16 protein-coding genes are annotated in these 19388 nt (G+C 73.6%); 7 read left to right on the forward strand and 9 right to left on the reverse strand.

The window, feature by feature from the left end; genetic code table 11:
• Positions 1 to 64: 64 nt before the first annotated feature.
• From HCN08_RS31170 to HCN08_RS31180, 3 genes are read right to left on the reverse strand one after another with little or no spacing between them, the layout of a single operon-like run.
• On the reverse strand, positions 65 to 3394 hold the full coding sequence (locus HCN08_RS31170) for an SAV_2336 N-terminal domain-related protein (RefSeq protein WP_240970609.1): 3330 nt from the start codon (positions 3392 to 3394) through the stop codon (positions 65 to 67).
• Between the two features lie 7 nt (positions 3395 to 3401).
• Positions 3402 to 4424, reverse strand: a complete 1023-nt coding sequence (locus tag HCN08_RS31175) for an AAA family ATPase (RefSeq protein ID WP_167986662.1) — start codon at positions 4422 to 4424, stop codon at positions 3402 to 3404.
• Between the two features lie 31 nt (positions 4425 to 4455).
• Positions 4456 to 6480 carry a VMAP-C domain-containing protein gene (locus tag HCN08_RS31180; protein WP_167986663.1) on the reverse strand — a complete coding sequence of 675 codons (2025 nt, stop codon included), beginning with the start codon at positions 6478 to 6480 and terminating at the stop codon, positions 4456 to 4458.
• Positions 6481 to 6676: 196 nt separating this feature from the next.
• Between HCN08_RS31180 and HCN08_RS31185 the strand changes: the two genes are divergently transcribed.
• The 3 genes from HCN08_RS31185 (at position 6677) to HCN08_RS31195 (ending at position 8888) form a co-directional block, all read left to right on the forward strand.
• The gene (locus HCN08_RS31185; RefSeq protein WP_167986664.1) at positions 6677 to 6859 is read left to right on the forward strand and encodes a DUF6104 family protein; all 183 of its coding nucleotides are present in this window, start codon (positions 6677 to 6679) and stop codon (positions 6857 to 6859) included.
• Between the two features lie 158 nt (positions 6860 to 7017).
• Complete coding sequence (locus HCN08_RS31190) at positions 7018 to 7857, forward strand: DUF4097 family beta strand repeat-containing protein (protein WP_167986665.1); 840 nt, start codon at positions 7018 to 7020, stop codon at positions 7855 to 7857.
• Positions 7858 to 7859: 2 nt separating this feature from the next.
• Positions 7860 to 8888 carry a PadR family transcriptional regulator gene (locus tag HCN08_RS31195; RefSeq protein ID WP_167986666.1) on the forward strand — a complete coding sequence of 343 codons (1029 nt, stop codon included), beginning with the start codon at positions 7860 to 7862 and terminating at the stop codon, positions 8886 to 8888.
• A gap of 107 nt (positions 8889 to 8995) precedes the next feature.
• Here HCN08_RS31195 and HCN08_RS31200 read toward each other — a convergent pair whose 3' ends face one another.
• The gene (locus HCN08_RS31200; protein WP_167986667.1) at positions 8996 to 9961 is read right to left on the reverse strand and encodes a zinc-binding dehydrogenase; all 966 of its coding nucleotides are present in this window, start codon (positions 9959 to 9961) and stop codon (positions 8996 to 8998) included.
• Positions 9962 to 10135: 174 nt separating this feature from the next.
• On the opposite strand from HCN08_RS31200, the gene HCN08_RS31205 reads away from it, so the two are divergent.
• Complete coding sequence (locus HCN08_RS31205) at positions 10136 to 10690, forward strand: class IV adenylate cyclase (RefSeq protein WP_167986668.1); 555 nt, start codon at positions 10136 to 10138, stop codon at positions 10688 to 10690.
• A gap of 124 nt (positions 10691 to 10814) precedes the next feature.
• Here HCN08_RS31205 and sodN read toward each other — a convergent pair whose 3' ends face one another.
• Positions 10815 to 11210, reverse strand: coding sequence for a superoxide dismutase, Ni (sodN, locus tag HCN08_RS31210; RefSeq protein ID WP_167986669.1), 396 nt, complete (start codon positions 11208 to 11210; stop codon positions 10815 to 10817).
• Positions 11211 to 11348: 138 nt separating this feature from the next.
• Between sodN and sodX the strand changes: the two genes are divergently transcribed.
• Complete coding sequence (gene sodX, locus HCN08_RS31215; protein WP_167986670.1) at positions 11349 to 11774, forward strand: nickel-type superoxide dismutase maturation protease; 426 nt, start codon at positions 11349 to 11351, stop codon at positions 11772 to 11774.
• On the opposite strand, the gene HCN08_RS31220 is transcribed toward sodX, so the two are convergent.
• The 4 genes from HCN08_RS31220 to HCN08_RS31235 form a co-directional block, all read right to left on the reverse strand.
• Positions 11678 to 12310 (reverse strand): CGNR zinc finger domain-containing protein, encoded by a 633-nt coding sequence (locus HCN08_RS31220; protein WP_167986671.1) that lies wholly within the window; start codon positions 12308 to 12310, stop codon positions 11678 to 11680. The two genes, sodX and HCN08_RS31220, sit on opposite strands and share 97 nt — an antisense overlap.
• 213 nt (positions 12311 to 12523) lie before the next feature.
• Positions 12524 to 13276 (reverse strand): amino acid ABC transporter ATP-binding protein, encoded by a 753-nt coding sequence (locus HCN08_RS31225; RefSeq protein WP_167986687.1) that lies wholly within the window; start codon positions 13274 to 13276, stop codon positions 12524 to 12526.
• Between the two features lie 98 nt (positions 13277 to 13374).
• Positions 13375 to 14349: an amino acid ABC transporter permease gene (locus HCN08_RS31230; RefSeq protein WP_167986672.1), complete on the reverse strand. Its 975-nt coding sequence runs from the start codon at positions 14347 to 14349 to the stop codon at positions 13375 to 13377.
• 1 nt (position 14350) lies between these two features.
• The gene (locus HCN08_RS31235; RefSeq protein WP_167986673.1) at positions 14351 to 15328 is read right to left on the reverse strand and encodes an ABC transporter substrate-binding protein; all 978 of its coding nucleotides are present in this window, start codon (positions 15326 to 15328) and stop codon (positions 14351 to 14353) included.
• Between the two features lie 428 nt (positions 15329 to 15756).
• Here HCN08_RS31235 and HCN08_RS31240 point away from each other — a divergent pair, with 428 nt between their 5' ends.
• Together HCN08_RS31240 and HCN08_RS31245 are read left to right on the forward strand one after the other, a co-directional pair.
• Positions 15757 to 16971, forward strand: coding sequence for an NAD(P)-dependent malic enzyme (locus HCN08_RS31240; RefSeq protein ID WP_167986674.1), 1215 nt, complete (start codon positions 15757 to 15759; stop codon positions 16969 to 16971).
• Between the two features lie 368 nt (positions 16972 to 17339).
• Positions 17340 to 19376, forward strand: coding sequence for an N-acetylmuramoyl-L-alanine amidase (locus HCN08_RS31245; protein ID WP_167986675.1), 2037 nt, complete (start codon positions 17340 to 17342; stop codon positions 19374 to 19376).
• The last annotated feature ends 12 nt before the right edge of the window (positions 19377 to 19388 follow it).

Here is a 19388-nt window from a genome sequence, read left to right on the forward strand (position 1 = left end):
TGCGTTCTGGCGTGTGCGTTCTGGTCTGCGTGTGCTGGCGTGTGCGTTGTGCTGTGCGCGGCGGTCAGACGTCGTGGCCGAGGGCGGCCAGGCGTTCGGTGGACAGCCGGGCGGACTCGCCGTCGTCGTCGAGGAGTTGCCGCCAGCCGGTGATCGCCGCCCGGTAGGCGTCGGCCGCCGCCCTGCGGCGGTTGCCCATTTCGTAGACCTCGCCACGCCAATGATGCGCCTGTGCGGCGAGCCGCACCATGGGACGCGGGTCACTGCTGCCGGCCGCCGCTGCCGCTGCGGACTCCGCCGCCCGGCGGTAGGCGTTGGCGGCCAAGTCCAGGCGCTCGGCGCGCCGGGTGTGGAGGTAGGCCAGCCGGTGCACCTGGCCCAGTTCGTAGCTGATCCTCGCGACCTGCGCGGGTTCCTCGGCGGGCTGCACGGCCCGGCCCAGCACCCACTCGGCCTCCCGCAGGTCGACCAGGTCGCGCTCGGCCTCGTAGCGCAGCACCAGCGCCCTGCCCAGCATCAGCAGCCGGCCGGGCAGCCGCGGGTCGCCCTCGGGGGTCTCGGTGCGGCAGTCGCGCAGCACCAGCACCGCCCGGTTGACGAACATCGCGCCGCCGGGCAGCGCCGCCCGGTCCAGCAGCGCCGCGCCCCACTCGGCGACCAGGCCGCTGTATTCCTGCCGGTCGCGCGGGGTGAGCCGGCACGCCTCGGCGAACCGGCCGGCGGCGGCCTCCAGTTCACCGGGCGGGCCGCCCTCGGCGTGCCGCGCCGCCCTGATCCGGCCGGCGCGGGCGAGGATCGCGGCGTGCAGCAGCCGGTCGCGGGTCTCGCCGAGCGCCCGGTCCACCAGCCGCTGCGCCTCGGGCAGCCGCCCGCCGGCCCGCAGCAGCGCGTCGACCAGGTCGAGTATCGCCGCGACGACCTGCTCGGGGGGTGCGTCGGCGCGTTGCAGCGCGTCCAGGCCCGCCTCGAAGGACGCCGCCGCCTGCTGCGCGCACACCTGCTCGCGCTCCCGGTCCCGGGCGGCGCCGGCCAGCCGCAGCAGGGCCCGGCCGTGCGCCATGGCCAGCTCGCCGGGGCGGGTGTCGGCCGGCGACCAGGAGTCCGCGAACGCCTCCAGCATGCCGACGGTCTCCTCCAGCAGCGCCGTCTCGCCGCTGAGCTTCCACTGCTCCTCCAGCACCTGGACCCGCTCCAGGGTGGCGCTGAGCATCTGGGCCGCGTCCAGGCCGGGGGCCGCGCACACCGCGGTGAGCTCGCGGTCGGCGCGGCGCAGCAGCTCCAGGGCGCCGCGGGTGTCGCCGACCGCGCCGCGGTCGTCGGCGCAGGCGCGCAGCACCGTCGCCCGTACCGCCCGGGCCCGTACCGAACCGGGGTGGGCGGCGGCGGTGTCCGCGGCGTCCTGGGCCTCGCGCAGCAGGTCGGGGCCGCCACGCAGCCGCCACAGCCGGATCAGCTGCTCGGCGAACTCCGCCCACAGCTCCGGGTCGATGGCGTGCCGGCGCTCCTCCTCGGTGGCGCGGCGCAGCAGCTGCACGGCCTCCATCAGGTTCTGCACCATGCCCTCGGCGTGGAATTTCTCCACGAGTTCCCTGGCCCGCAGCACCACCTCGGAGGTGCCGCCGGTGCGGTGCGCTCCCCCGCCGTGGGGGGCTTCGCCCGCGCCGGCCAGGCCCGCCAGCGGTACGAAGCGCTCCAGGACGCGGGCGGCGACCTCGGCGAAGGGCTGCTGGAAGTCGGCGCCGGCCGGGCCGCGTTCGGCCTGGGCGGCATCCCGTGCGGCGGAGGCCACGGCGGCGTCGGAGGCCGCGTCGGTGGGCCCGTCGGTGAGCTGGGTGATGGCGAGCGCCGGGAAGTTGGGGCCGCCGCGGCCGAAGCGCTGCTCGACGTAGGCGGAGCAGTGCTTGAGCACCAGCCGCGCCTCGTCCAGGCCCAGCGGGCCGAGCAGCGCGTCGCGTACGCCGGGCGCGAATTCGTACCACCGGTGGTCGTCGCCCTCGGCCTTCACCACCAGGCCGCTGAGCAGCACCTCGGCCAGCTCCGCGGGTCCCGAGGCGGGCAGCATGGTGCGCTGGACGAGCTGCATGACGGGCAGGAAGAGCGGCGCCGCCGACAGGTAGACGGCCAGCTGCGCCGCGGCGGGCGAGGCAGCGGAGCGGAAGCGGCCGACGAGCGCGGCGGGCAGCACGGCACCGCGGCGCGGCCGGCCGGGGCTCGCGGGCTGGTCGGAGCGTACCCACCCGACGGCGGCCGGCACCTCCCCGGCGCCGGTGCCGGCCAGCAGCCGCGCCCACGCGCCGAGCGCCTGCGCGGTCGGCGGCAGCACGGGCACCGGCAGCGCGTCGCCGGCGGGCGGGGTGGTGAAGCCGCCGGCGCCGGCGGAGAAGCGCAGCGACGTCGCGGGCAGCGGGCCCTGCGCGCGGTGCAGCACCCCGTACGAGACGGGCAGCCGGGTGCGGGACCACAGCCGGGCGGGCAGCGGTTGCAGGACGGCGACGGGGCCGTGCTGGGCGAGCCGGTGCAGCAGCCGGTGGGCGGCCCCCGACCGCCACAGCGGACCGGCGCAGTCGCTGACCAGCAGCGTGACGCGGCGCCCTGTGGGGTCGCCGAGCTGCTCGGCGGAGCGCAGCGCGGCGGGTTCGGGGTCGAAGTGGCCGCTGACGGCGGGGCTGCCGTCGGGGCGGGCGTGCAGATAGCGGACCTGCACCTCGTGGAAGGCGCCGAGGCGTTCGAAGACGCCGCCCAGCTCGCGCAGCATCCGCTCCCACACGTACATCGACGACGAGGCGTCCATGAGCAGCTGCATGGTGGCGTTGCCGCGCCGCACCGGCCGGAAGACCGGCAGCAGCAGGCCGCCGGCCCGGGCGGTGCGCTCGGCGGTGGCGGCCTCGTCGAGCCGGCTGCGCAGCGGCCGGGCGGGGGTGTGGTAGCGCTGCAACGGCCGCAGCGCCGACTGGAGTTCGAGCAGCCGGGGCAGTACGGGCGCCTCGGGGACGGACACCGGCAGGCCGGTCGGGCCCTGGCCGCGGCCGGGTTCGGCGACGCCGGGGAAGAGGTCGAGCATGCCGGTGGGCTCGCGCTCGGGCGGGACGAGCCGGCGGCCGGCGCCGTCGGTGCCGTCGGCGGGGACCTGGGGCAGGTCGCCGGGGGTGCCGGCGCCGGCGGCCCGGCCGGCGGGCGGCGGGTCGCCGGGGCGGCGGGCGGGCGCCGGCTCCTCGGCGGTGGGCTGCGACCAGCGGGCCAGCCACAGCGCGTCGGCCAGCTCGTCGCGCCCGGGGTCAAGCCCGGCGCCGCTCAGCCGCCCGACCAGCTCGGCGAGTTCGGCGAGCCCGCGGGGACCGGGTCCGGGGCCGGGCTCGGCTCCGGCGTCCCGCCCGTGGTCCGTCTCGGCGTCCACCGCCGCCTCACCTGGGCCGGTCGAGCCGCTGGATGAGCATGTCCGCGAGCCGGGAGCGGGTGGGCGGCGCGGCATGGTGGGTGAGGTAGATCGCGTTCAGCAGCTGGTCGGTGGCGAGCAGTTCGCTGCGCGAGCGCTCCAGGAAGCGGCTGACCAGCTCCTCGCCGACCGTTGCGGCCTCGTCGCCGAGGTGGGCGCGTACGACGGTGGAGAGCCGCTGGTGGTCGGGCCGGTCCAGCTCCAGGTGGATGCAGCGGCGCAGCAGCGGCGCGGGGAAGTCCCGCTCGCCGTTGCTGGTCAGCACGACGAAGGGGAAGGCCCGGCAGCGGATCCGGCCCTCGCGCACGGTGACCTTGGCGCCGTCGTCGGTCAGCACGTCGACCTGCGGTTCGCGCTCGGCGAGCCGTTCCAGCTCCGGGATGCCGAACTCGCCCTCCTCCATGACGTTCAGCAGGTCGTTGGGCAGGTCGATGTCGCTCTTGTCGAGCTCGTCGACGAGCAGCACCCGCGGCTTCCCGGTGGGCAGCAGCGCGGTGCCCAGCGGGCCGAGCCGGATGTAGCTGCCGATGCCGCCGGGCGGGGCGGTCCCGGAGTTCGCGGCGATCTGGGTGTCCTGGAGCCGGGCGATGGCGTCGTAGCGGTAGAGCCCGTCCTGCAGGGTGCTGCGGCTGACGATGGGCCAGTGCAGCACCCGCCCGAGACCGAGTTCGTACGCGACCGCGTGCGCCAGTGTGCTCTTGCCGGCGCCGGGGCTGCCGGTGACCAGCAGCGGGCGGCGCAGGTAGAGCGCGGCGTTGACCATCTCCAGCTCCTCGGGGCTGGGGCGGTGCATCTCGGCCATGTGGCGGTACGCGCCGAGCCGGCGGGCCGAGGAGCTGTCCGGGCCGGGGCCGGGCGCGACGAGCGGGCCGCCGTCGAAGTCGCGCCAGGGCGGGGGTTCGGGCAGCGCGTCGATCCGGGTGTGCGGCTCACCGGTGCCGCGGTAGATGAGCCAGTCGCCAGAAGGGCCGTTCTCGGTCGCGTCGGTCATCCCACTCACCTCGATACCTCGCATCCCTCGGTCACGTGTCCCCCGGTGCTTCCAGCTCGTCCGCCCCCGGCACGGGCCGGGTCGGATCGTCGTAGAGGATCGTCAGCCCGGCCGACCAGTAGCTCTCCGGCACCCGGTCGGCGACCGCGGCGCGCAGGCCCGCGAGCAGCCCGGGCAGCCGGCCCGCGGTCTTCGCGACCCGTACGGTGCGGTGCACCCCGCGGTGGAAGTCGGCGCACACGGTGTCCGGCTCGACCGGCTCGCGCCGCCACAGCGCGACGTTGTAGCCGCTGAGCACGATGCGGTTGAGGGCGTCCGGCGCGGTCGCGGCGCTGCGGCACAGCACCGGCAGCGTGTCGCGGGGGCGGGCCCGCAGGTCGCCGTCGCCGGGCAGCGGCCCGGGGGTGCCCTCGTCGCAGTCGAGCAGGTCGGGGCGGGGCCGCTGCTGGTGCAGGGCCTGCCAGCGGGCGAGCCGGTCGGCGGCGGCGGCCCGCTCCTCCTCGGGCGGGTCGGTGCGCCGGACGACCAGCGGGCGCCCGGCGCTGAGGGCGCCGCCGGCCGGGCCGAGCGGCCAGTCGTCGGCGGCGAGCGCTATCAGGGCGGCGGGGACGGCCAGTTGCAGCGTCGCGAGGTTCCCGCCGGCGTCGCAGCGGAAGAACGCCTCGCGCAGCGGTTCGCGCAGCCGCTCGGGCAGCGCGCCGAGCCGGGTGCCCTGGTGCTCCTCCTCGATGCAGTCGACCTCGCCGCTCTGCTCCACGACCGACACCCGCCAGTCGTACAGGTCGCGCTCCCAGCCGCGCGGCACGATCTCCAGCAGCGCCTCGGGGCCGCGCCACTGCGCGGGGGTGAGGTCCACCCCGGACGTCGCGCGCACCCGCAGCCGGGTCAGCCGCTCGGCGACCAGGGTGCTGCGGAAGAACCTGCTCAGGCCCTCGGCGCTGCTGGCGGCCTCCTCGGCCCACTTCCACACCGCGCGCTCGGCGGCCTCGTCGGCCGGGCTCGTACGGTCGGCGGTCGCGGCGTGCACGGCGAAGCGCAGCACGGCCTCGGTCTCGGTGGTGCCGCGCCGCAGGTCGTACAGCAGGCCGAGGCCGTCGCGCCAGGTGCGGGGGGCGTGCGGCAGGCCGAGGGCGGGCTCGCCGCGGACCTCGGCGACGATCTTCATCAGGCCGGGGGTGTCGGCGGGCGGCGGCAGTTGGGCGAGCAGCCCGAGCAGCTGGGTGCGGCGGCCGGCGGTCAGGGCGCGGCCGGCGCACGCGCCGATCTCGCTCTGCGCGTCGGTCCAGGTCTCGCCGGCGCCCTGGACGAAGGCGTGCCGGTCGGCGTGGTGGAGGTCGTGGGCGGACATCACCCGGTGGTAGAGGTCGTCCTCGGGGGTGCGGGGCAGCCGCCGTAAGTGCTGGATGCCGACGGCGAGCCCGCCGTCGCGCGCCTTGCGGCGGGCCTTGACCACGCCGATGACCTCGCCGCGCACCAGGTCCACCACGGGGCCGCCGGAGACGCCGTAGGGCACCTCGTCCTCGTTGCCCAGGCGCAGGGCGCCGGTGGTGCGGACCTGGCCGGTGATGGTGCAGCGGCCGTCGTACGACTCGATCGCGCCGTCGATGAGGGTCCAGCCGGAGAAGGCGACCTGGTTGGTGGGGTACGCCTTGGCGGTGCGCTCGCTGAGCCACACGCACGGGTGGTCCACCGCGTCCAGCAGCCGGACCAGGGCGAGGTCGGGCGCGGGCCAGCTCTCGGCGTCCGCGCCGGCGGCCGGGGGCTCGGCCCACTCGACGACGCCGTCCAGCATCCGGTCACCCCAGCCGACCGTGACCTTGCGTGCCGCCGGCTGCCCCACCGCCGCCTCCTCCCGGTCGTCCGCACCGGTCTCCTCCGGCGTCCGGCACGCCACGTGGGCGCAGGTCAGCACCCAGTTCGGCGCGACGAAGAAGCCGCTGCCGTACAGCGGGTGACCGGGCTCGGTGCCGTGGATCCGGACGGTGGCCTCGCCGACCAGCGGGAGGAGGTGCTCGGCCGGGTCGACGGGGTCCGGCTCGTCGCCGCGCTGCGTCACCCCGTTCCCCCCATGCGGTCGCTCACGCCCCACCCCCACCGGCCGGTGACGATCTCCGAAGGCTAGCGCCTCACCGTGCCGTGGCGAGGTCCTTCGGAGCTACTCCTATCCTTGCGGTCGTACGCCCTTTCCGTCCCCGTCCTTCGCTGTTCTTCCCCGTCCTGTGACCGTCCCACCCCTGTTTACGGAGCAGATCTTGTACTTCACCGACCGCGGCATCGAGGAGCTCGCCGACCGGCGCGGAGAGGAGGAGGTCACCCTGGAGTGGCTGGCCGACCGGCTGCGCGAGTTCGTCGACCTGAACCCGGAGTTCGAGGTTCCGGTGGAGCGGCTGGCGACGTGGCTCGCCCGGCACGACGAGGAAGACGAGGAGGAGTAGCCGGCGGTTCCGGCCGGTCCGCCCGCGGCACGTGGCTGGCGCGACACCGCCGCTTGACTTACCGGCGACGCGATATATCGTGTTCAGTGCGAGGACACGGTATATCGCGTCTTGCCGCCGTACGGGCGGTGGTGGCGCGCAAGGGGCCAGGAGGGGCAATGGCGGAGGACCGCACGGTCGGCGAACCCGGCACGTTCACGTTCGAGGACGCGCTCGACACACTCTGCGTACGCATCGTCGGCGGCGCCGTCAACGTCGTCGGCACCGACGAGGGGCCCGCCCGGATGGAGATCACCGAACTCGACGGGCCACCGCTGACGGTGACCCGCAAGGGCGGCACGCTCACCGTCGCGTACGACGACCTCAGCTGGAAGGGCCTGCTCAAGTGGCGCGACCGGCGGGAGTGGAAGCGCCGGGCGGTGATCTCGCTCGCGGTGCCGCCGCGCACCCGGGTGGAGGTCGGGGTGGTCGGCGCCGGCGCGGTGATCTCCGGCATCAGCGGGCCGACCCTCGTACAGGGCGTGACCGGCGACACCGCGCTGGTGGGCCTGACCGGGCCGGTCAAGGCGCAGAGCGTGAGCGGCAACGTCGAGGCGCAGTCCGTGTCCGGCACGCTGCAGTTCAACACCGTCTCCGGTGACCTCACCGTCGTCGAGGGCAGCGGCTCGCAGGTGCGGGCCGACTCCGTCAACGGCTCCATCGTGCTGGACCTCGACCCGTCGGCCGGCGCGGACGTCCGGCTCACCACCGTCTCGGGCGAGATCGCCGTCCGCATCCCCGAGCCCGCCGACGCCGACGTCGACGCCAACACCACCAGCGGCCGGGTCTCCTGCGCCTTCGACGAACTGGAGGTCACCGGCATGTGGGGGGCCAAGAGAATCACCGGCAAGGTCGGCTCCGGCGGCACCCGGCTGCGCGCCACCACCGTCTCCGGCGCGATCGCCCTGCTGCGCAGGCCCCCCTTGGAAGACGCGCCCTCGTTCCGGAAGGACCTGTGATCATGGCCCCCGTCTTCGCCCACGGCCGGCTGCGGCTGTACCTGCTCAAGCTGCTCGACGAGTCGCCGCGGCACGGCTACGAGGTCATCCGGCTGCTGGAGGAGCGCTTCCACGGCCTCTACGCGCCCTCGGCCGGCACCGTCTACCCGCGGCTGGCCAAGCTGGAGAAGGAGGGCCTGGTCACGCACTCCACCGAGGGCGGTCGCAAGATCTACGCCCTCACCGACGAGGGCCGGGCCGAACTCGCCTCGCGGGCCGAGGAGATCGCCGGCCTGGAGGCGGAGATCCGCGCGTCGGTCTCCACGCTGGCCGCCGAGATCCGCGAGGACGTGCGGGGCGCCGCCGGTGACCTGCGGCGCGAGGTGCGGGCGGCGGCGCAGGAGGCCAGGACGCAGCCGGAGGACGTGCACCGCGCCTTCCGGGACGCCAAGCAGGGCTGGAAGGAGCAGGCCCAGCGGGCGAAGGAGGAGAGCCGCCGGGCGCGCGAGGAGGCGCGGGACGCGCGCAAGCAGGCGAAGGCCGCGCGGGACGCGATGGACGTGGCGCGCGACGAGGTGCAGCGCATCGCCCGCCAGGTGCAGGAGCAGGTCCATGCGCACACCCGCTCCGGTGACTGGCAGGCGGGGCTGCGCGAGGGGCTGGCGGAACTGTCCCGCGAGCTGGGGCGCTTCGGTACGCCGCCGGGTCCTGGGGGTTCGCCGGGCGCGGGTACGGCTGCGGGTACGGCTGCGGGTGCGGCGCCCGGGCCCGGGCCGATGGACGTGCCGAAGACGCCGTGGGGGCCGCCGTACTGGCAGCCCTCGGACGGCCCGGCCGCGGAGGCCCCCGGCGAGGGCGAGCCCTACCCGGACCTGGCGCCGTCCGGCAACCCGATGCGGGACCTGGAACGGCTGCTGGACCGCTTCCGCGACGACGTCCGCGACACCGCGCGGGACCACGGCGTGACGGAGGAGCAGCTGCGCGAGGTGCGCCGCCACCTGAAGGCTGCGGCGGCGCATGTGGCGGCGGCGCTGCGGGGCGGCGGGAGCTGAGGCCGTACGGACCGGGGACGTAAGGGATCGAGCCGGGACGCCCCCAGCCCCGGACGACCTCACTCAGGCTCAGGAAGTCGCGAACTCACGAACCCCGGGCTTGCGGTTCAGGGATTGGTCAGCACGACCTTGCCGAACACCTCGCCGCGCTCCAGCCGTTCGAAGCCCTCGCGGGCCCGGTCCATCGGCAGCACCGAGTCGATGACCGGGCGGACGCCCGTCAGCTCGCAGAAGCTCAGCAGGTCGGCGAGCTCGTCCTTGTCGCCCATCGTGGAGCCGACGACCTTCAGCTCCAGGAAGAAGATCCGGTTGAGCTCCGCGGCCGGCGGGTTGGGCCCGCTGGTGGCACCGGAGATGACCAGGGTGCCGCCGGGCCGCAGCGACTTGACGGAGTGCGACCAGGTGGCGGCGCCGACCGTCTCGATGACCGCGTCCACCCGCTCCGGCAGCCGCCCGCCGGGCTCGACGACCGCGTGCGCCCCCAGCTCCAGCGCCCGGCGCCGCTTGCCCTCGTCCCGGCTGGTCGCGTAGACCCGCAGCCCCGCGGCCCTGGCCAGCACGATCGCGGCGGTCGCGACCCCGCCGCCCGCGCCCTGCACCAGGACCGCGTCGCCGGGCCGTACCCCGGCGTTGGTGAAGAGCATGCGGTACGCGGTCAGCCACGCGGTGGGCAGGCACGCGGCCTCCTCGAAGCTGAGCCCGGCGGGCTTGGGCAGCAGGTTCCACGTGGGTACGGTGACGCGCTCGGCGAGCGTGCCCTGGTACTTCTCGGAGAGCAGCGAGCGGCGCTCGCGCGGGCCGACGCCGTGCCCGGTCTGGCCGATGACGGAGTGCAGCACCACCTCGTTGCCGTCCTCGTCGACCCCGGCGGCGTCGCACCCGAGGATCATCGGCAGGCTCTCCTCCCCGAGCCCCACCCCGCGCAACGACCACAGGTCATGGTGGTTCAGCGACGCCGCCCTGACCTCGACGACACTCCACCCCGCCCGCCGCCCCGGCGCGGGCCTCTCCCCCGACTCCAGCCCCCTGAGCGGCTGCTCCCGATCGATCCGCGCGGCGTATACGGCATACATACCCCCGACGCTAACCCACGCCCACCCGGCCTGGACGACCGCCACCACTTCCCGTGCGGGTGGGCGGGCAGTGCCGTCGCCCATGGGACGTGGACCCTCCTGGTGCCCGGTGCGGTCATCATCGTCGGACAGGGGCAATTTCCCCGGCGACCACCGAAAGGCCGTGAAGCGATCATGAAGCACGAGTACGAGGCGAAGTTCCTCGCCGTCGACGTGGCCGGCCTCCAGGCCGAGTTGGCAGCCCTGGGCGCCGTCCGGACGATCCCCCGGACCCTGCTCACCCGCAAGATCTTCGAGAGCGACGCCCTCGACGGCTCCCAGTGGGTCCGCCTGCGCGACGAAGGCACCCGCACCACGCTCACCCTCAAGCAGGTCACCGACGCCACCTCGATCCACGGGACGACCGAGGTCGAGACCGAGGTCGGCGACCTCGCGGCGATGGCCGAGATCCTCGGCAGCCTGGGCCTGCGCGAGGTGCGCTACCAGGAGAACTACCGCGAGGAGTGGCAACTGGGCGGTGTCGCCTTCGACTTCGACACCTGGCCCGGCCTCCCCACCTTCCTGGAGATCGAGGGCCCCGACGAGGCGTCCGTCCGCCAGGCCGCCGCCCGGCTGGGACTGGACTACGCCGACGCCCGCTTCGGCAGCGTCGACACCGTCTACACGAGCGAAACGGGCCGCGACATCCTCGCCGAACCCACCCTGCTGTTCTCCGCCACGCAGCGGTGAAAAGCAAAACGAGACCGCACCCGGGGCCGGGCGGGTGCCCCGGAGGGGGCAGCCGTGCGGTCGGGGGTGCGGTCCCGAGGGCTCACCCAGGGGGTGACCACCGGTCGGAGGGAGCCGGCCGGGGTCAGGCCTTCTTGGTCTCCCAGAAGATCTTGTCGATCTCCGCGATCAGGTCCAGCGCCTTCTGGCCGGTCGCCGGGTCGTGGGAGGCCTTGGCGGCGCTGAGGGCCTTGAGGGTGTCGTTCACCAGCTGGTGCAGCTGGGGGTACTTCTCGAAGTGCGGGGGCTTGAAGTAGTCGCTCCACAGGACGGAGACATGGTGCTTCGCCAGCTCGGCGCGCTGCTCCTTGATGACCACGGCGCGGGTGCGGAAGTCCGCGTCCTCGTTGCCCTGGTACTTCTCCTGGATGGCCTTGACCGACTCCGCCTCGATACGGGCCTGGGCCGGGTCGTAGACGCCGCAGGGCAGGTCGCAGTGGGCGCTGACCTTGACCTTGGGCGCGAACAGGCGAGTGAACATGGCTGTCCTTCCTCGTGATCGTCTTTCAGGTGGGACATTACTCCCTGGAGGAGTCGTTTTCTCGGGTGCCCCAGGTGGCTTAGGCCAAAAGTCTGGTGTCACCCTGGGGCAGGTGGAGGAACGAGCCGGGAGGCGGGAATGCGGGAGCAGGGGGCCAGGCTGTCGTGGCAGCTGGTCGAGGTCACTGGTCCGTCGATGGCGCCCACGCTGCTGCACGGGGACTGGCTGCTGGTGCAGAAGATCAGCAGCGGGGCCGAGCTGGTGCGGGAGGGTGACGTCGTGGTGATGCGGCATCCGCTGCAGCAGGACCTGCTGATCGTCAAGCGGGCCGTGGAGCGGCGCGAGGGCGGCTGGTGGGTGCGCGGCGACAACACGTTCGTGGAGAACGACAGCCGGGAGTTCGGCGTGGTGCCGGACGACCTGGTGCTGGCCCGGGCGCGGGGGAGGTTCCGACCGCCCCGCGAGCTTCAGCGCTCGGTCGCCGGGGTGGCCTCGTGGGCGGCCTCGGCGGTGCGCCCGCTGCGGCCGGACCGCTCGCTCTCCAGGCGCTTGCGGGCCCGGTAGGCGGCGACGTTGGCGCGGGTGGCGCAGCGGTCGGAGCAGTAGCGGCGGGACCTGTTGGTGGAGGTGTCGACGTAGGCGTTGCGGCAGGGCGCGGCCTCGCAGATGCCGAGCCGGTCCACGCCCAGCGTGGTGAGCTGGAAGGCCAGGCCCATGCAGGCGGTGGCCGAGTAGCCCGCGGTGGCGTTGACCGCCTGGTCGGCGAGGTGCATGTGCCAGTCGGGGCGGCCGGTGGCGTCGTCGAGCGTGTCGTGGCCGGAGATCTGCGGGCTGACGGGGAATTCCAGCATCAGCGCGTTGAGCAGGTCGACCGCCCGCCGCTCCTCCCCGGCGTCCGCCGCCTCGAACACCCCGCGCAGCCGGGTGCGTACGGTACGCAGCCGCGGCACATCGGCCTCCGTGACCCGCGACGCGGCGTGCGTGCCCGGGCCCATGAGGTCGCGTACCGCCTCGACCGAGGTCAGCGCGTCGGTGCCGCGCTGCGGCTCCTCGGTGTTGACCAGCCGTACGGCCAGGTCCGCGTAGTAAGCCAGGTCCACAGCTGGTCCTCTTGGTCCTCTCCGGGGGGCGGCGCCGTCGGCTCCGGACGGCGGCGGCCATGGCGTGCGACCGGGCCCGGTAAGAGCCCGGTCGCACCCAAGGGTATTACCGCCCGGCCGGTCCCGTACCGGCCGTGTACGGACTGCGGGGACGAGCTGTGCACGGACTGCGGACGAACCGCGTACGGACGGCAAAGACGAGCTGCGTACCCGCTACAGCACCTTGGACAAGAACGCCCTGGTCCGCTCGTGCTGCGGATCGGCCAGCACCTCGCGCGGCCGGCCGGACTCGACGACGACGCCGTCGTCCATGAAGACCAGCGAGTCGCCGACCTCCCGGGCGAAGCCCATCTCATGGGTGACCACGATCATGGTCATGCCGTCCTCGGCCAGCCCCCGCATCACGTCCAGCACATCGCCGACGAGCTCCGGGTCCAGCGCGGACGTCGGCTCGTCGAAGAGCATGAGCTTGGGCTCCATGGCCAGCGCCCGGGCGATCGCCACCCGCTGCTGCTGGCCGCCGGACAGCTGCGAGGGGTAGCTGCCGGCCTTGTCGGCCAGCCCCACCCGCTCCAGCAGCGCGCCGGCCCGCTCCCGGGCGGCGGCCCGCGACTCGCGCTTGACCTGGACCGGGCCCTCCATGACGTTCTCCAGCGCCGTCATGTGCGGGAAGAGGTTGAAGCGCTGGAAGACCATGCCGATGTCCCGGCGGGTCGCGGCGACCTCCCGGTCGCGCAGCTCGTAGAGCTTGTCGCCGTGCTGGCGGTAGCCGATCAGGACGCCGTCGACCCACAGCCGGCCGGCGTTGATCTGCTCCAGGTGGTTGATGCAGCGCAGGAACGTCGACTTGCCGGAGCCGGAGGGGCCGATCAGGCAGCACACCTCGCGCGGCGCGACCTGCAGGTCTATGCCCTTGAGGATGTGCGCGGCGCCGAAGGACTTGTGGACGCTCTCGGCCCGCACCATCGGCTCCACACCGCCGCCGGACGGCGACCCGGCCGGCCCGGAGGCGGGCCGCGGCTCGCGCGGCTCGGGGGACGAGGACTTGTCGAGGCTCGGGGTGCTCATCGGGCCACCTTCGGTCGGCGCAGGGTGGTCAGGTTCGTCCGGACCTTCTGCCACGGGGTCTGCGGCAGCGAGCGCTGCGAGCCGCGGGCGAAACGCCGCTCCAGGTAGAACTGGCCGACGCTGAAGACGCTGGTCAGCACCAGGTACCAGACGGACGCGACGAAGTACATCTCCATGATCGCGTTGGAGCTGATCCCGATGTCCGAGGTGGCGCGCAGCAGTTCGGAGTACTGCACGACCGACACCAGCGACGACGTCTTGAGCATGTTGATGAACTCGTTGCCGGTCGGCGGGATGATCACCCGCATGGCCTGCGGGAGCACGATCCTGCGCATGGTCTTCGCGCCGGTCATGCCGAGCGCGTGCGCGGCCTCGGTCTGCCCGGGGTCGACCGACTGGATGCCGGCCCGGACGATCTCGGCCATGTACGCGCCCTCGTTGAGCCCGAGGCCCAGCAGCGCGGCCACGAACGGCGTCATGACGGCGACGGTGTCGTTCTTGTAGAACGGCATCAGGTTGATCGTCTGGAAGATCAGCGACAGGTTGAACCACATCAGCAGCTGCACGTAGACCGGCGTGCCGCGGAAGAACCAGATGTAAGCCCACGCGACCGCGCCCGTCACCGGGTTCTTCGACAGCCGCATGACCGCGAACAGCACGCCGAGCACCAGGCCCATGGCCATCGCGCACACCGAGATGAGCACGGTGTGCCACACGCCGGTGACGACGGTGTGGTCGAAGAGCTTGGTCCCGACCGTGTTCCAGATGATCTTGCCCTGCGAGAAGCCGTACGCGAGCGCGCCCAGCAGCGCCACGACGACGACCGCGGCGGCCCACCGGCCGTAGTGGCGTACCGGAATCGCCCGGATGGCCTCGTACGGAAGCGTGGCGGCCGGCGCGCCCGGCGGGCCGGCGGGGGCGGCGGGGCCGGCCGCGTCCTCGGGGGCGCGGCCGGCGGACGTCTCGCTCACGTCAGGAGCCGCCGTTGATCGCGACGGTGGTGATCGCGCCCGAGGACGCGTTCCACTTCTGCAGTATCTTCGCGTACGTGCCGTCGGCGACGATGGCGTCCATCGCGGCCTTCAGGGCGTCCCGCAGCTGCGTGTCGTCCTTGCTCACCGCGATGCCGAACGGCCCGGCGTCGGACGGCGGCCCGGCCACCTCGAAGTCGTTGCCGTTGCCGGAGGTCTGCGCGATGTACGCGGACACCGGGGTGTCGTTGAGGTCGGCGACGGCGCCGCCGGCCTTGACGCGGGTCTGGGCCTCGGCGTCGGTGTCGAACGCCTGGACGGTCAGGCCCTTGGCGCCGCACGCGGTCTTCTGCTTCTTGAAGGCGTCCTCGTAGATCGTGCCGCGCTGCACCGCGACCGTCATGCCGCACAGGTCGCCGAGCGCCTTGACGCCCTTCGGGTTGCCCTTCTGGACCAGCAGCGAGGAGCCGGAGTTGTAGTAGTCGACGAAGTCGACGCCGGTGCCGATCTTCTTGCCCTTGTCGTCCAGACCCTGCTGGCGGGCCTTGGTGTCGCTCATAGCGGACATCACGATGTCCGAACGGCCGGTCTGGAGCGAGGTGATGAGGCCGTCGAACTTACCGTTGGTGAACTTGAACGTCACCCCGAGCTTCTCGCCGAGCGCCGCCCCGAGGTCGGGGTCGATGCCCACGATCTTCCCGCCCTCGGTCTGCTCCATCGGGGCGTACGAGGCGTCGGTGCCGACCTGGATCACCTTGGAGTCCTGGTACTTCTGCGGCAGCTTGGAGAACAGCGAGTCGGGCGTCGCGCCGCTGGTCGCGCCGTCCGCCGCGGCCGACGTGCTCGGCGCCGCGGGGGTGTCGTCCTTCTTGGTCTGGTCGCCGCACCCGGTGAGTACCAGGGTTCCGGCGACCGCCACGGCGGCGACCGCGCTGAGCCGGGTGAGGGCGGTGGTTCGCCTGGTCGTGCCTGCGGTCATCGCTGCGTCCTCCCGAAGAGGTGAGTGTGGTGCGGGTGGGCGTGCACACGCCTTCGAGTGTCGCCACCGTGTGTGATCTGTGCATCTTGCCATCCGGACTGCGCCGACCGGGGGCCCGGTTGTGTCAAAATCGCATAACGGGCGATCCCCGGGTTCCCATCGGGCCGGCACACCACGGCTGGACCACGAGGGGACCACGCCGCTGTCAGGGCCATGTCGGCGCCATGCGGTGCTTTTAGCTCCCTGCAACAGTCATCCGGTAGAACGGATTCTCACCCCTCATCCGGGGCCGGTGCGCGTGCGGCGCACCAGGCGTCCGCTGCCCGCCGCCTCGCTCACTCGTACCCGGCGACGCGGACGCCGAGCCCGCCTCTCCCCGCGCCCGGGGAGAGCACACTCCCTCACCTTTCCGACAAAGGGGTCAAAAAGTGGCAACGGAGACCGTCAATCCGCGGACCGACGGCGATATCGGCAGCGACACCGACGACATCCCGCTCGATCCGGTGTTCGCCCTGCACCGCGGCGGCAAGATGGAGATCAGCGCGACCGTGCCGGTGCGCGACGCCGCCGACCTGTCGCTCGCGTACACCCCCGGCGTGGCCGAGGTCTGCACGGCCATCGCGGACAACCCCGACCTGGCCGACGACTACACCTGGACGGCGCAGGCGGTGGCCGTGGTCACCGACGGCACGGCGGTGCTGGGCCTCGGCGACATCGGGCCCAGGGCGTCGCTGCCGGTCATGGAGGGCAAGGCGATCCTGTTCAAGCAGTTCGGCGGGGTCGACGCGGTGCCGATCGCGCTGGACTGCCGGGACGTCGACGAGATCGTGGAGACCGTGGTGCGGCTCGCCCCGTCCTTCGGCGGGGTGAACCTGGAGGACATCTCGGCGCCGCGCTGCTTCGAGATCGAGCGGCGACTGAAGGAGCGGCTGGACATCCCGGTCTTCCACGACGACCAGCACGGCACCGCGGTCGTCACCCTCGCCGCGCTGCGCAACGCCGCGACGCTGACCGGCCGGCGGCTCGCCGACCTGCGGGCGGTCATCTCCGGCGCGGGCGCGGCGGGCGTCGCGATCGCGAAGATCCTGCTCGAAGCGGGCGTCGGGGACGTGGCGGTGACCGACCGCAAGGGCGTGGTCCACGCCGGCCGCGACGACCTCAACCCGGTCAAGCGGGAGCTGGCTTCGTATACGAACCGGGCGGGCCTGACCGGCTCGCTGGCGTCGGCGCTGGCCGGCGCGGACGTCTTCGTCGGGGTGTCGGGCGGTACGGTCCCGGAGTCCGCGGTCGCGACCATGGCGAAGGGCGCGTTCGTCTTCGCGATGGCCAACCCGACGCCGGAGATCCACCCGGATGTCGCACACCGGTACGCCGCGGTGGTCGCCACCGGGCGCAGCGACTTCCCCAACCAGATCAACAACGTGCTCGCCTTCCCCGGCATCTTCGCCGGCGCCCTCCAGGTGCGGGCCACGGCGATCACCGAGGGCATGAAGCTCGCGGCAGCCGCGGCGCTGGCCGGCGTGGTCGCGGACGAGCTGAGCGCGGACCGGGTCATCCCCTCGCCGTTCGACCCGCGGGTCGCGCCCGCGGTGACGGCGGCGGTGGCCGCGGCGGCCCGCGCGGAGGGTGTCGCACGGCGCTGACCTGCACTCATCTTGCGGTGTGACGAGCATCACATCTGACGGTGTTACGTTTCGGGGCGCTGCTCGGTCTAAAGAGCGTCCGGAGTGACACCGGACACCGAGCACCCCCGTTCGGCCGGCCCCCCGTACCGGCGAGCGGGGGTGCTGTGTGTCCCGGCCCGACAGCGGCCCGGCGGCGGCCCGACAGCGGCCCGGCGGCGACCCCACCGCGCGCCCCGGCGGCGGCCCGGCCGCCCGGCCCGACGACCAGGGGCTGGCAAAAACTTTCAGGATTTACGCACCGGGTGTTGCTCGTTTCCAGCCACTCTCGACAGGCTGCGCACAGCACTTCTCTCCATGCACGCACACCCGCAACGCGAGGAGCCTGGATGCACCGCCCGAACAGACCCACCCGCCGCAGGCGCACCCTGACGCTGGCCGCCGCCCTGTCCCTGCTCGCCGGCCTGACCACCGCCGCCGTCGTCGGCTCCCCGGCGGCCACGGCCGGCGCGGCCGACCCGCAGGCGACCCGGCAGGCGGAGTTCACCGCGGCGGCCCGGGAGTTCGGCGTACCGCTGCCCGTACTGGAAGCGGTGTCGTACTACGAGACCCGCTGGGAGGCGCACGCCGGGCAGCCCAACGCCGAGGCCGGGTACGGCCCGATGAACCTCACGGACCTCACCGCCTCGACGCTGGACGGGGACGGGCTGAGCACGCAGTCGCCGCGTTACGCCGATCTGCTGACGGCCCCCGCCGAGCACACCGCAGCCGCGGCGGCCGGGCTGCTGGGCACCGGCACCGCCGCCGTGACCGGCGACGAGGCGCAGAACATCCGCGGCGGCGCCGCGCTGCTGGCCTCGTACGCGCGCGGCTACGGCCACGGCCGGCTGCCGCGTACCGTCGACGGCTGGTACGCGGCGGCGGCCCGCTACGGCCAGTCCACCGAGGACAAGGTCGCGCAGGCCTTCGCGGACGGCGTGTGGTCCACCATGGCCACCGGCGCCACCCGCACCACCGCCGACGGCCAGCTCGTGACCCTCGCGCCGGTCCGGCACCTGCACCCGGACCGGGGCGACGTCCGCAAGCTCGGCCTGAAGGAGGTCACGCCGCCCAGGAGCAGCACCCCGGCCGAATGCCCGGCCTCGCTGCACTGCGACGTGATCCCCGGCGCGTACACCCTGCTCGACCCGTCGGACCTCGCCGACTACGGCAGCCACGACCTCGCCGACCGCCCGCACGGCGACCTCGACATCCGCTACATCACGCTGCACAGCACCGACGAGACGTACGACGGCACGCTCGACCTCTTCCGCGACCCGACCTACGCCGCCGGCGCGCACTACGTCGTCCGGTCGCAGGACGGCCATGTCACCCAGATGATCCCCACCAAGGACATCGCCTGGGACAGCGCCAACCGGTCCTTCTACCAGCACTCCATCGGCATCGAGCAGGAGGGCTGGGCCACCCACGGCGCCACCTGGTTCAGCGAGGACCTGTACCGCTCGACCGCGTCGCTGGTGCGCTACCTCGCGGCGAAGTACGACATCCCGCTGGACCGCGCGCACATCCTCGGCCACGACAACATCCCCGGCGGCACCGAGTCCGGTGTCGCCACCCAGCACTGGGACCCGGGGCCCGGCTGGGACTGGGAGCACTTCTTCGACCTGCTGGGCGCGCCCATCCGGGCGACGGCCCCGGCCGGCAGCGACGTCGTCGCCATCAAGCCGGGCTATGCGCGCAACCTGCAGTCCACGACGTACTGCGACGACGTCCAGGGCTACAAGCAGTTCCCCGGCCCGTACCGCAGCTTCGACTGCCCGGTCGCCGCGCCCGGCCAGCCGGCGTCCTTCGTGCCGCTGCACACCGCGCCGAGCACCGACGCGCCGCTGGTGGCCGACCCGTATCTGCACCCGGACGGCTCGCCGGGCACCACGGCCATGAACGACTGGGGCGACAAGGCGCCCGCCGGTGAGACGTACGTGGTCGCGGGCCGGGTGCCGGGCTGGACGGCGATCTGGTGGGGCGGCACGAAGGCGTGGCTCCAGGACACCGCCGCGCACCCGGCGACGGTGCCGGTACGGGCGCAGCGCATCGTGCCCAAGGCCGGCCGCGACTCGATCCCCGTCTACACCACGGCCTACCCGGAGGCGTCGGTCTACCCGGCCGACTTCGTCGCCTTCGAGGGCGGCACCCCGCCGCGCGCCCAGCTCGCCCGGGCCAAGTACACGATCCCGGCGGGCCAGTCGTACGTGGCGGCCGGCCCCGCGGTGCGCACCGACTCGTACTTCGCCATCTACTACGACGGCTCGGCGCCCTACGACCAGCACGACTTCGTGGGCACGACCAAGGTGTACGAGATCGTCTACAACCACCGGGTCGCCTTCGTGAACGCCGCCGACGTGGACGTCGTCCCGGCCGGCCACTGATCCGGCCGCGGT

The sequence above is a fragment of the Actinacidiphila epipremni genome, from assembly GCF_012034175.1.
In the GTDB taxonomy this organism is placed as follows: domain Bacteria; phylum Actinomycetota; class Actinomycetes; order Streptomycetales; family Streptomycetaceae; genus Actinacidiphila; species Actinacidiphila epipremni.

Coding starts and splice junctions, on each gene's coding strand:
- HCN08_RS31175 (WP_167986662.1), bottom strand. CDS start 4,424: ATGACCGACGCGACCGAGAACGGCCCTTCTGGCGACTGGCTCATCTAC.
- HCN08_RS31190 (WP_167986665.1), top strand. CDS start 7,018: ATGGCGGAGGACCGCACGGTCGGCGAACCCGGCACGTTCACGTTCGAG.
- HCN08_RS31195 (WP_167986666.1), top strand. CDS start 7,860: ATGGCCCCCGTCTTCGCCCACGGCCGGCTGCGGCTGTACCTGCTCAAG.
- HCN08_RS31200 (WP_167986667.1), bottom strand. CDS start 9,961: ATGTATGCCGTATACGCCGCGCGGATCGATCGGGAGCAGCCGCTCAGG.
- HCN08_RS31205 (WP_167986668.1), top strand. CDS start 10,136: ATGAAGCACGAGTACGAGGCGAAGTTCCTCGCCGTCGACGTGGCCGGC.
- sodN (WP_167986669.1), bottom strand. CDS start 11,210: ATGTTCACTCGCCTGTTCGCGCCCAAGGTCAAGGTCAGCGCCCACTGC.
- sodX (WP_167986670.1), top strand. CDS start 11,349: ATGCGGGAGCAGGGGGCCAGGCTGTCGTGGCAGCTGGTCGAGGTCACT.
- HCN08_RS31225 (WP_167986687.1), bottom strand. CDS start 13,276: ATGGTGCGGGCCGAGAGCGTCCACAAGTCCTTCGGCGCCGCGCACATC.
- HCN08_RS31235 (WP_167986673.1), bottom strand. CDS start 15,328: ATGACCGCAGGCACGACCAGGCGAACCACCGCCCTCACCCGGCTCAGC.
- HCN08_RS31245 (WP_167986675.1), top strand. CDS start 17,340: ATGCACCGCCCGAACAGACCCACCCGCCGCAGGCGCACCCTGACGCTG.